This is a genomic window from Pseudomonas sp. IPO3778, assembly GCF_013386825.1.
Classification (GTDB): Bacteria; Pseudomonadota; Gammaproteobacteria; order Pseudomonadales; family Pseudomonadaceae; genus Aquipseudomonas.
On record NZ_JACARC010000002.1, the window covers coordinates 1 to 12,417 of the forward strand.

Annotated in this window: 8 protein-coding genes; 2 read left to right on the forward strand and 6 right to left on the reverse strand. The window is 63.2% G+C overall.

All coding sequences use genetic code 11. The annotated features are described in order from the left end of the window. Positions 1–22: 22 nt before the first annotated feature. Positions 23–679 carry a DsbA family oxidoreductase gene (locus HX855_RS00145; RefSeq protein ID WP_177088672.1) on the reverse strand — a complete coding sequence of 219 codons (657 nt, stop codon included), beginning with the start codon at positions 677–679 and terminating at the stop codon, positions 23–25. 62 nt (positions 680–741) lie between these two features. Continuing rightward, the gene (locus HX855_RS00150) at positions 742–1,761 is read right to left on the reverse strand and encodes an alpha/beta fold hydrolase (protein WP_177088670.1); all 1,020 of its coding nucleotides are present in this window, start codon (positions 1,759–1,761) and stop codon (positions 742–744) included. 204 nt (positions 1,762–1,965) lie between these two features. Between HX855_RS00150 and HX855_RS00155 the strand changes: the two genes are divergently transcribed. Both HX855_RS00155 and metR read left to right on the forward strand, forming a co-directional pair. Continuing rightward, a complete protein-coding gene (locus HX855_RS00155; RefSeq protein ID WP_177088668.1) occupies positions 1,966–7,449 on the forward strand; it encodes a dermonecrotic toxin domain-containing protein in 5,484 nt (1,827 codons plus the stop codon). Positions 7,450–7,580: 131 nt separating this feature from the next. Continuing rightward, entirely contained in the window at positions 7,581–8,498 is a 918-nt protein-coding gene (metR, locus tag HX855_RS00160; protein ID WP_177088666.1) for a transcriptional regulator MetR, read from the forward strand. A gap of 113 nt (positions 8,499–8,611) precedes the next feature. On the opposite strand, the gene HX855_RS00165 is transcribed toward metR, so the two are convergent. The 4 genes from HX855_RS00165 to HX855_RS00180 form a co-directional block, all read right to left on the reverse strand. Beyond that, positions 8,612–9,022 carry an NUDIX domain-containing protein gene (locus HX855_RS00165; RefSeq protein WP_177088664.1) on the reverse strand — a complete coding sequence of 137 codons (411 nt, stop codon included), beginning with the start codon at positions 9,020–9,022 and terminating at the stop codon, positions 8,612–8,614. 48 nt (positions 9,023–9,070) lie between these two features. Then, entirely contained in the window at positions 9,071–10,417 is a 1,347-nt protein-coding gene (locus tag HX855_RS00170) for an HD domain-containing phosphohydrolase (RefSeq protein WP_177088663.1), read from the reverse strand. Between the two features lie 183 nt (positions 10,418–10,600). Further along, on the reverse strand, positions 10,601–10,873 hold the full coding sequence (locus HX855_RS00175) for a type B 50S ribosomal protein L31 (protein WP_177088660.1): 273 nt from the start codon (positions 10,871–10,873) through the stop codon (positions 10,601–10,603). A 100-nt stretch (positions 10,874–10,973) separates the two neighbouring features. Then, entirely contained in the window at positions 10,974–12,299 is a 1,326-nt protein-coding gene (locus HX855_RS00180; RefSeq protein ID WP_177088658.1) for an APC family permease, read from the reverse strand. Positions 12,300–12,417: the final 118 nt, after the last annotated feature.

A 12,417-nucleotide genomic window follows, 5' to 3' on the forward strand; every position in this document is an offset into this window, starting at 1 on the left:
AAATAACGGATATGTACACCGATCAGCCTTTGGAAGCCTCACTGATAATCTGCCGAATCGCCCCGACAAACGCCTCAGCCGGCTGCCCGCCACTCACCGCGTATTGATCATTGAACACAATGGTCGGCACCGAACTCACCCCACGCGACACCCACAACTGCTCCTGCTCCCGCACCTCGGCCGCATATTCATCCGAGGCCAGGATTTCCTCAGCCCGCGCACGATCCAGCCCAACACCCTCGGCAATCGCCGCCAACGTCCCGTGATCAGACGGATTCTGCTGGTCCGTAAAATACGCCTTGAACAACGCCTCCTTCAGGTTGTACTGCAACCCCTCAACCCCCGCCCAATGCAGCAAACGGTGCGCATCAAAGGTGTTGTAGATACGGCTCTGCCCATCGGTACGAAACGCAAACCCCAACTCCGCCCCCATGTCACGAATCCGCGCCCGGTTCGCCTGGGACTGCTCCGCCGTGGAGCCGTACTTTTCAGTGATGTGTTCGGTGATGTTCTGGCCTTCGGGAACCATGTTCGGGTTCAGCTCAAAGGGCTGGAAATGAATCTCGGCCTGCACCTCCGGCCCCAGCTGGTCCAGGGCTTCGGTCAAACCGCGCAGGCCGATGATGCACCAGGGGCAGGACACGTCGCTGACGAAATCGATTTTCAGGGGAGTACTCATGACTAGGCAACCTCGCAGGCTTTAAACGCCGGAAAGGTCCCACGATACACCCCGCCAAGCCCTTACAAAACCTTCGAAGGCGCCACCGGGTCGATCTGCGCCCAGTGCGCGGCATCCTCGCGGTGCTCTTGCAGATAGGGCAACACCGCCGCCAGCAATGGCGCCTTGAACGCCTCCTGGAAACGATGGGCCAGCCCTGGAATCAGCCGCAACTGGCTGCCCTGGATATGCGCCGCCAGGTGCACGCCGTGCATCACCGGCAGCAACGGGTCGGCGGTGCCGTGCACCACCAGGGTCGGCACGCGCAGCTGGTTCAACAGCGGCACCCGGCTGGGCTCGGCGAGGATAGCCATGATCTGGCGCTTCACCCCGTCGGGGTTGAATGCACGGTCATAGGACTGCGCCGCCTGTTGCAGCAACACCTTGCGGTCATCCTTCACATAAGGGCTGCCCAGGGCCGCCAGCAGGTCGGCCTGTTGTTCCAGGGCCACTTCGCGATTGGGTGCGCTGCGCCGTGACAACAGTTGCACCAGCGCCGCGCTCGGTGCCGGCAGGCCTTCGGCGCCGGAGCTGGTCATGATCAGGGTCAGGCTTTCCACCCGTTGCGGCGCCATGGCCGCCAGGTGCTGGGCGATCATCCCGCCCATGCTTGCGCCCAGCACGTGGAATTGCTGGATGTGCAAGCCGTCCATCAAGCCCAGGGCGTCGTTGGCCATGTCGGTCAGGGTGTAGGGCGCCGCCACCGGCAGGCCGAGTTTGTAGCGCAGCACTTCGAAGGTCAGGTTGGCGCTGGCCGGTGCCTGGCGCCAGGTGGACAGGCCGACATCGCGATTGTCGTAACGAATCACCCGAAAGCCTTGCTCGCACAGGGCGACCACGACTTCATCCGGCCAGTGAATCAACTGCCCACCCAACCCCATTACCAGCAACAACGCCGGGTCGGAGGCGCGACCAATGCTCTGGTACGCCAGGCTCACCTGTTCCAGATCGACCCGTTGGGTCGGCACATTTACATCACATCGAGAAGCCGCAAAGGACGGCAGGCCGAACAAGAGAGCGGCCATGAAAAGCAACACGCGCATGAAAAACACCGAAACGCAGAACCCCAGTAGAGCGCGAGTCTGATGAAGTTTGTTCAAGCGCGCTGCCACAGTTCAGTGACAGTTTGATGAATGGCGCCCAGCGGTCATTCGCGTATCTATCTATCACCCCACGCCCTGGCCGCGCCTTTTAAATGGGTGCACTCACCGGCAAGCCCGGTCTCACCAGAGCATGAACCCATCACCATGAGTGAACTGACCCTCCCCCCCCTCTCCCTCTCCCAGGGCGACTTGACCTCGCCCACGCTGTTGACCCAGGCACTGCGCCTGGACCAGAGCCTGTACCTGCAGGCCACCGCGCGCTGGCGTGACAGTCGTCAGGGCCTGCATGAGCTGATTGCTCAGGCACCCGGTGTGCGCGACTCTATCAATGCGGTGCTCAACGAGCATTTGCAAATCGACACCAGGTCCGTCGGCCTGGGCTTTCTCGACACCGCGCAAGACGCCGAGCATTTCATCAGCCTGACGGACGCCTGGGCGTTTATCTGCCAGTTCCCGGACATCGACGCCAACCTTGATACTCAGAGCACTACCCTCGGCCTGGCCAGGCACCGGCTGGCAAACCTGACGCCGGTGCAGTTGCTGAAACAGCTCAAGGCACTGAACCTGGAACAACGGCTAAGGCTGCGCTGGAACACCTACTGGGCGACGCGGGCGCCGGGCACACCGCGCTCCCGGCTCGACCACGCGGTGCAGCTGTACCGTCAACATCTCGAAGCCAGCAGCCACGCCGCCTACGCCCTGGGGCACCTCAGCGCCACACAGCTCGAACCGCTGCAAACCTTGCTTGACCCGGGCACTTCCTTCCCGGGCGACATCCACCAACTGGCCCTGCAATTGCCCGACCAGAGCAAAGTCAAACTGCCGGGCGCCTGGGTCATCAGCACCAACGGGGCACCGGCGCTCGCGCAAACCCTTTACCTGCCCAGCCGCCAGCCAAGCCTGATGGTGTTCAGCCAACGCAGTGAGATGGAGCAATGGCTGACAGCCCCGGCCCAACAATTGATCCCGCCGGAGGTATTGCCGGCCTCGGTCACCTTCAGCTACACCCCGCGTCGCGATGACCTGGCGTTTGGGGTCCACGACGTGCTGGCGCATGTGCTCACGGCGCAACTGGAGAGCCTGCGCAATCGCCATCGCAACGGCAGCAACCTGGCCCGTTATGCCCGCCGCGCCCTCGACGACGCCGACCGACTGGACCGCCAGCGCCGTGAAAACCCGGTATTCACCTTGCCACCCACCCAGGCCCTGGCCCCCGGCCCCGACGATGACGAACAGGCCCCACCCTTCGGCAACCTCAACGCCGATATCACGCTGAGCGAGCGTTGGGCCTCGATCAAACAGCAACGCCTCGACCTCGAACGTTACCTGGGTGACGACACTCAGTACGCCAACCGGCTGGCCCACTTGAAAGGGTTGATGCAGGCACAGGACGCCGCCGAACTGGACGGCAATACCGCCGCCGGCGCCCTGCTGGGCCGGCGCACCGCCCTTGAACGCCTGGAGCTGCGGCATAAACCCAACGCCCACTACGACGCGCTGTATCAAGCGCAACTCGCCGCCGTACGCGCCGAAGCCGCGATCCAGCAGGCGCTCAAGCAAATCAGCGACGATGAACATCGCCTGCTCCTGGCCCTGCTGGACCATCCCGCTGCCGTGGAACGCCGCCCCGAGGTGACTGCCGCGCGCCTGACCCTGACCAGCAGTGCCCCCGACGAAACGGCCCATGAGCTCCAGGGCCTGCTGGTGATCACCCGGGCCGGCGCCCTTACCGCTTCCGCGCCCCACAGCCTGTTGTTGTACTGGCCCGGCAGCGGCGGCGGCCTGCAGCGTTTCGAATCCCGCCAGGCCCTGGAACAGTTGCTGTTCAAGCTGCCGGATGACGCCAGCACCACCCTGCAATGGACCGTGTTAAGCGGCGACCCGTTTGAGTACTCACTCCAACAACGCTTGTACGCCAGCGAGCAACAGGCCGCCGAAACGATCATGCGTTACCCCCTGCCGGCCCTTGCCCATCAACGCGATGAAGCCCTGGATAAACTTCACGAACAAACCTTGTCCACCCTGCAGATTCCTACCCATCAGGCTCGCGAACTGGCCTATACGCAGCTGCTGGAACAACAGCGCAGTGCCCGCCTGGCCGGCGCGTTGCCCCGAGAACTGAGCCAACTCCCGGCCGACGCACGCCAGGCCTTCAAGGCGCTGATCCAGGCCCAGATCGACGCGTTGCACCGCGCCCAGCACCTGCTCGAACGCGACCTGGAACCCTTCGAAGACTTCGGCCGGCGTCGCCTGAACCGGCGGCTGCGTGAGGACTTCAGGCTTGAGCACGACGCTCACGTACAGCTGAATCTGCCGGACTCGGTGAGCTGGGAACGTGAGTACCTGGACCAATACGCAGGCCCCGGCACGCCGTTCAAAACGGTCCTGATGCCCAGCGCTCGTCGCCGCGACTGGTCGCTGTTGCAACTGGCGCAACAGAACATCGACGCCGACGTCGAGCAGCGCCTGGGGTTCAGGCAAGTGAACGTCACCAGCCACAGCCCGATCGAAGCCGAGCAACTGAAAAACGGCCTGACGGTCAGTTACCTCAAGCAACTGGTCACCGAACTCGACCTGGCCGGCGCCTACGAACAGTTGATCACCCGTATCTTCCTCGGCGACCCGGATGCACCGATTTTCACCCGCCAGCATCAGCGTGAATGCCTGACCGAGCCGCTGCGCCTGATGCTCATCCTGCAGGGCAAGTTCGCCCACGCACGGGGCTGGCTCGACGACACAGACCTGCTGCTCTTGAACAATGCCCTTGAAGCGCGGCAACCCTTCGTGTTGCTGCCGGCACAGTTAAGCGCCGGCGGCACCGACACCGACCATGGCCCAAGCGGTTTGTTCGGCATCACCTTCATCCAGGACCCGGCGTCGGGTCGCACCCTGCTCTACCTGCCCGACACTCCGGACGGTCAGCCCCTGCGCCGCTATGCCAGCCTGGAACGGGCTCGCAAGGCACTGTACGACCGCAGCCTGGCCAGCGGCATGAGTGACTACCTGGCCGGGCGCGCCATCAAGGGCGATGCCGCCGCCCACCTGTCGCGGATCGCCCAGGCGCAGCAGAAGAATTTCGACGGCCTGTTCGAGGTCGGCACGCCATGGCCGGCGACCACCTCATTGCCCGAGCACGTGCTCAACAACCATATGGGTCGGCTCATCGAGGCGCATCGCGCGACCTCACGCTCCAACGCCGCCTTGCTGCTGGAACACAACGCGCTGCGCAGTGGCATGATCTTCAACTACCTGAAAATCGCGCTGGGCCTGGTGCCTTTCGCGGGCGCGGCCATTGCCCTGTATGACGCCTGGAGCAGCGCCAACCTGGCGGTGGCGGCGTTCTTGCGCGGCGACGTCGGGCATGGCCTGGCAGAGGTCGAAGCGGTGCTGCTGTCGCTGATCGACTGCGCCATGGACATCCTGCCGGGCAACCTGGCGCTGCCCGCCAACGCCCGCGCGGTCACCCGTCAACGGCAACTGCGTCACCTGGGCGCGCGCCGCATGCGGCAGCGTTTCGAGGGCTACGACTATGAAGGCGTGGTATCCCTGGCCGGCCTGCAGCCCTACAGCCACGGCCCGTACCGCAACGTGTACCGGCATGGCGAGGGTGACTTCATCCTGCGGCGCGGGCGTATCTACAAGGTGGAACGGCTGGGCGATGGGCTGGACTGGCGCCTGAGCCCCACCCGCCAGAAGACCTACAAACAGCCGATTGCCCTCGACGAAAGCGGCGAATGGGACACGCACTACGGGGTCTACGGCACCGCATTCAACGGCGGCCTCGCCGGCGGCGGTGGTGTGCTGGGGCGCATGGTGGATGTCCTCGAACCGATGTGGCCACTGGCAATTCGTGAGCGGTTGCCACGCTGGTTGGTCGACCGCACCTATTATCGCCAGCGGGCATTGGTGTCCAGCATGGAGCGCACCAACACCGCCATCCTCCGGCACAAAGAACGTACCCACGGCCTGATGGAACGCTACGAAAGCGGTGACATGGGGGTGATTCCCGGCCTGGAAAAAGAGCTGGCCGATGGCATCGAGCTGAACGCACGCTTGCACCAGAACATCGGAGACCTGGCCCTTGGGACTTACGGAAACAAGGTTCAACTGGCCAGCAAAGCCAAGAGCGACGCCGCCTATTCAATCGCGTGGAACTCGCAGTGGCAGGCCAGGATCAAGGGCCAGCAAGTGGTGATCCACGACGAAGCCATTGACCTGGCAGTCGCCCGCCTGGATGCCACGCCCTACGAACAGCAGTCGGCCCGCGCCGCGTTGCGCGAGCAGGTCAGAGCCCGGCAAGTGGCCATTCTGGAACTGCTTCGCCAGTTGGACAGCACCCTTGAAACTCTGAACAGCTGGATCAAACACGTCACCCTCACACAACAGCGCCAGGGCCTGACCACCGCGTCCGAGGTGATCAACCGGCACCTGTCGGCCAGGCGCCGGGAGCAGATGAAGGTCAACATGCTGCTGGGGTTGGTCGACCATCGCAAAGGCGTTGGCGACGCGTCCTGGCACTACCTTCAAGGGCCCCTGAACCATTCGAAAAACGCGGTGCACCGGGCACTGTACCTGCAAGCCAACATGATTGAAGTCAGCCCTACCCAAAGCCAACGCAATCTCCTCCTCAACTACTGCGTCGACGTCTACGCGCAAATGCGTGGCAACCTGAACCGCTGGTCCTCCAGTTACCACCAACACTTCGACGCCGCCTATGTGCAGGCGCTGATCGACGAACTCAACAAAATGAGCGAGCGCGCCCGCAACGCCCTCACAGAGCCCGTCTCCCGGGCGCCAGCGGGCGGTACCCGCAGGATTTTCGAAACCGACGACCAGACCTTGCTGATTGGGGTGGAACACGTTGACCCGGTCACCAGGGCACGGCGTTATACCCTCACCGGCGCCGAAGGCCGTACCGAGATCTGGGAGCAAGGCGCCAACGGCCGCTTCCACCTGACCAACCCGGCGCCTGTTGCGCCACCGGTGCGCTCTGTAACCAACGCGCTTGCCCTGATCAACGAAGCCCGCGCACGACTGAATGCAGTCCAGGCGTATATCCGCAAAGTCGAGGAGTACGCCCGCCAGAACATGCTGCCGGTGGATCTGGAAGAGATGCTCGCCAGAGAAGCCGATGAACTGCTGGAGCGCGCCCGGACCCTCGGCACACTGGCGCCACAGGACCCGATCCTGGCGCAATTGCGTACCCAGGCCGCGAGCCTGATCACCCGGGGCCGTGACCTGCGGGTACGCCAGACCCTGGCCAGCCGGACGCCCACCGAGGGTTATCTGGATTACCTGCGCGAGCAACAGTTGGTGGAGATTCGCAAGGGCGAGCCGGCACGCAACCTCAATGCGGGCCAGAAAGGCCGGCCGGACTATCTGCAGGAGTACCTGGTGTGGGACGTGAGCAAAACCCCGCAGCAGGTGCTGTGGTATGCGCATTTCCACTACGACAAGGCCGGGGCGCGCTTCGATGAGTTCATCAAGGCCCATTTGAAGACCCTCGAGCAGCGCAACCTGGGCCTGCAATGGCAACGCGCCCAGGCGGAAACCGGGGCCAGTGTCGACCCGATCTGGCGCGGGAATATCGGCCGGCCGCTGGCGAACCGGCACTTTGCCGAGCTGTAATACCGACGCAAACACCGCGCTGGCCAGGCATCGCCAGCGCGGTGTGCACACGGGCCTTGTCGACAGCCATGACAACATGAGACAAACTCACTCCATCCGAATTTGTCACAAGTTATATTCATGGAGAGCCCGTGCTCGAAATCCGTCATCTCAAGACCCTGCACGCCCTGCGTGAAGCCGACAGCCTGGTGGAAGCGGCTGAGCGCCTGCACCTGACCCAGTCCGCGCTTTCCCACCAGTTCAAGGAGCTGGAGGAACGCCTGGGCATGCCGTTGTTTGTGCGCAAGACCAAGCCGCTGCGCTTCACCAGCGCCGGCTTGCGCCTGCTGCAACTGGCGGACGCCACCCTGCCCCTGCTGCGCGGCGCCGAGCGTGACATTGCGCGGCTGGCGGGCGGCACCGCCGGTCGCTTACACATGGCCATCGAGTGCCACAGTTGCTTCCAGTGGCTGATGCCCACCATCGACCAGTTCCGCGATGCGTGGCCCGAAGTCGAGCTGGACCTGGCTTCCGGCTTCGCCTTCGCCCCGCTGCCGGCCCTGGCCCGGGGTGACTTGGACCTGGTGGTCACCTCCGACCCGCTGGAGCTGCCGGGCATCACCTATGTGCCGTTGTTCACCTACGAAGCCATGCTGGCCGTGGCCAACCAGCACCCACTGGCGAACAAGCCGTACATCGTGCCCGACGATTTGAGCAGCGAGACGTTGATCACCTACCCGGTGGAGCGTGACCGCCTGGACATCTTCACCCGCTTCCTCGAACCGGCCGACGTGGAACCGGCCCAGGTGCGCACCTCGGAACTGACGGTGATGATGATGCAGTTGGTGGCCAGCGGTCGCGGCGTGTGCGGCATGCCCCACTGGGCGCTGCACGAATACAGTTCCCGGGGTTATGTGAAAGCCAAGCGGTTGGGGGAAAAAGGCCTGTTTGCCACGCTGTACGCCGGGATTCGCGCCGACATGCTCGATGCGCCGTACATGCGCGACTTTTTGCTGACGGCCAAGGACACGTCGTTTTCGACCCTGGACGGGGTCAGCGCCGTACGCTGATGAACAGCGGGTACCTGTGGCGAGGGAGCTTGCTCCCGCTGGGCTGCGCAGCAGACCCAAAAATCTCGGGGCCGCTTCGCGCCCCAGCGGGAGCAAGCTCCCTCGCCACAGTTTCAGGCACCCGTTAGAGACGAGCGGTAGAACGGCAGGATCAGATCCCGGGTCAGGGGCGCCAGCAGCAAATCACCGTCACCGGCCGGGTCGATCCAGCGCACTTCTTCAATTTCGGCAGCCGGTGCCACCGGCACGTCAATGTGCACCTGGAACAATTCGGCCTGCACCACAAACCCCGGCTCATTCGCCGCCGGGGCCGAGAATTGGCCCAGGTACACCGCCGCCGCCGGATCAATCCTCAGGCCCAGTTCTTCGTGCAGCTCACGGGCCAGGGCCTCGGCCGGTAGCTCACCGGCATCGATCTTGCCGCCCGGCTGCATGAACGCCTGGGTGCCGCGCTTGCGTACCAGCAAGGTCTGGCCGTCGCTGCCGATCAGCAGGGCGGCGGCGATGCGAAGGGTGGAGGTCATGGGAGGGTCGCCTTCAATTCAAAGGCGCAAGGATCCCATGAACCGGCCTCAGCCCGAAAGCAACGCCTCATCCGGCGCCTTGATAAACACGCTGTACTTCGCCCCTTCCATGGCCTCGAACGCAATCAGCTTGTCCACCAGCGGCAGGTTCAGCACCTTGCCGGCGTTGAGCAGCAGCATGCCGTTGTCGGCATTGAGGTTGCGCGCCAGCACCATGCCTTCGGCCAGCTCGCGGGTGGTCAGGACTTTCACCGTCGGGTCGCCCAGGGTCACGTCGCTGAGGAACGCCGCGCAGGCCTGGATAAAGTCTTCCACCATGTCCGGGTCGTACAGGCGACCGGCGTATTTGCGGATGTAGAGCAGCGCTTCGTCGCTGTTCATTTGCCGCTCCAGGATCAAGCCCCGTTGCAGTTCGATGAAGTCCACCGCCAGTTTTAACAGGCGCGAGCCGAATGGAATTCCGTCGCCCTTGAGGTGGTCGGGAAAGCCGGTGCCGTCCCAGCGCTCCTGGTGATGACGGATCAGGTGCGCCGCATCTTTCATCGGCTCCAGGGCCATCAGCAACGATTCGCTCTGGGCCGGGTACGCCCGGTAACGTTCACGGTCGGCGCTGTGCAGCAGGTCGGCGGGCGCGATCATCATGCTGTCGCTCCAACTCAGCTTGCCGATGTTGTAGAGCGCTGCGGCCATGGTCAGGTCGCGGTTGCTGGCTTCGTCCAGGCCGTGGCTGTGGCACCAGGTGCGCACCAGTTCGATGATCTGGCGGTTGGTCTGTTTGCTGCGGGGCAGGCGCAGGTTGGCCAGCAGGGAGAACACTTCGGTGCCGGTGGCGTAGCTGTGCTTGAGCTCTTCGTAGGCCAGGTCGAGCATGTCGGCGGTTTGCTGCAGCTCGCTGGTGCGCGAGGCCACGCGTTTTTCCAGGGTGATGTTGAGTTGGGTGAGTTCGTCGTTGTGTTGGCGGATCAGCTGTTCCAGGCGCAGGCGTTCACGCTCGGAATGTTGATGGGCCAGGGACTGACGCAACGCCAGCAGCAGCTCTTCGTCCTTCCAGGGTTTGCTCAGGTAGCGGTAGATCTGCCCTTCGTTGATCGCCTTGATGATCAGGGTCAGCTCGGTTTCGCCGGTCAGCAGAATGCGCACGGTGTGCGGGTAGTCGTGGTGGATCTGCGCCAGCAGGGTGGCGCCGTCCATGTCCGGCAGGCGCGCGGCGCTCATCACCAGGTCGACGGGTTGCTGCGCCAGAATCGCCAGCGCGTGGGCGGCATCGGTGGCACTGCACACTTCAAACGGTTCCAGGCGCAGCAACTGCGTCAGGCGGTCCAGCACGTCGGGGTGTGCGTCAATCAACAGCACCACCGGACGGTCGGCATTTACAAAGGTCACTGGCTCTCCCATGGGGCACCTCGTATGGCGTCGATGTGCGCGTCCTACGGTCAAGGTAACAGCCTCCTGGCTATTACCCAGCAGTTTAGTCGGCTTTTCCTTGGGATGATGGCCATACGATGTCACTTCGTCCGACAGGCATAAAAAAGGGCCGCTTCATCAAATGAAGCGGCCCTGAGGTAAAGCAACGACGGCTCATGCTTCGGCGGGTTTACCGGCCGAGCCAAACGACGCAAACCGCTTGTTGAAGCCGGCGATACGGCCTTCGGACTGGGTCTTGCGCTGCTGGCCGGTGTACACCGGATGCGAGGCGCTGGACACGTCGAGCAGCACATAAGGGTAGGTGTTGCCGTCGCTGTGCTGCTGCGTGCGGTCGGTGTCCACGGTGGAACCGATCAGGAAGAACACGTCGGCGGCGGTGTCGTGGAACAACACGGTGCGGTAGTCGGGGTGGATACCAGGTTTCATAAGGCCTCCGGGGCGTCTGGGTGATCAATTAGCGTTATACAGTAACACAAAAGACGCACCCAAACGAGAACCGATTGCAATAAGAATAGACCCCGCGCTTCTATGCGGCTTCCTGGAAGTCCATCTCCGGGGGTTGCTGGGAGAAGCCTCGGGTCAGGAAACCCAGGTACACCAGGCCAATCGCCAGCCAGCTCAGGCCCAGGTAAATCGCCAGGTGATCGAGGCTGACCATCAACCACACATCTGCCAGCAGGCCGATGGTCGGGAACACCAGGAACAGCACCAGCTCCCGCAGCCCGCGCTGCTGGGCGCCGATCCAGTAGTGGAAGATCACCGACAGGTTCACCAGGCTGAAGGCCAGGAACGCGCCAAAATTGATGAACGAGGTGGAGGTGGTGACGTCCAGTTTCAGCGCCAGCAAAGCCACCACGGCGCACAGCAGGATGCTGTTGACCGGCGTACCGAAGCGCGCATGCAAGGCGCCGAAGAATGACTTGGGCAACACACCGTCACGGCCCATCGCAAACAGCAACCGCGAACCGCTGGCCTGGGCCGACAAGCCCGAGGCGAACTGGCCGACGATCAGGCCGATCAGGAAGATCGACACGAACAGGTCGCCGCCAATGTTGCGGGCAATCTCGTAGGCGGCCGAATCCACGTCGGTGAACTCGAACGACGGATGGGCAATCTGCACGAAGTACGACACCCCGACGAAGATCAGCCCGCCAATCAAGGTGATCAACATGATCGCCCGGGGAATGGTGCGGCGTGGGTCACGGGTTTCCTCGGTCAGGGTGCTGACCGCGTCAAAGCCCAGGAACGAATAGCAGGCGATCGCCGCGCCGCTCATGATCAACGGCATTTGCATCTGGCCGTTGAAGAACGGGGTGATGGTCCACAGTGGCTTACTGGCGTCACCGCCGATGTAGTGGATGCACAGCGCGACAAACGCGATCAGCACCAGGAACTGCACGATCATCAGCAGGGCGTTGATGCCGTTGGCGAGCTTCAGGCCGACGATATTGATCGCGCTGGTGACGCCGATAAAGGCCAACACCCAGATCCATTGCGGCACCGCCGGGAAGGCTGAATGCAGGTACGCGGCGCCGATCAGCCAGATGGCCATGGGCAGGAACAGGTAGTCGAGCAGCACCGCCCAACCGGCGATAAACCCGAGCTTGGGGCTGATGGCCTTGCGCACGTAGCTGTAGGCAGACCCGGCCACCGGGAACGCCGAAGCCATGCGGCCGTAGCTCATGGCGGTGAAGAACATCGCCACCAGGGCGGCCAGGTAAGCGGCCGGGACCATGCCGGCGGTGGATTGCGCCAGGATGCCGAAGGTACCCAGGACAATGATCGGTGTCATATAGGCGATGCCAAACAGCACCACCGACCCTAACGACAGGGTGCGTTGCAAACGAGCCATGAGCGATTCTCCGCGCGATTATTAGAGTTATGGCAGAACTGAAGTCGGTGAAGCACGAGCAATAATTTTTATGGTTGATGCGGTTTTTTGAATGGGTGCAAATTTTGTGGTGGTTACA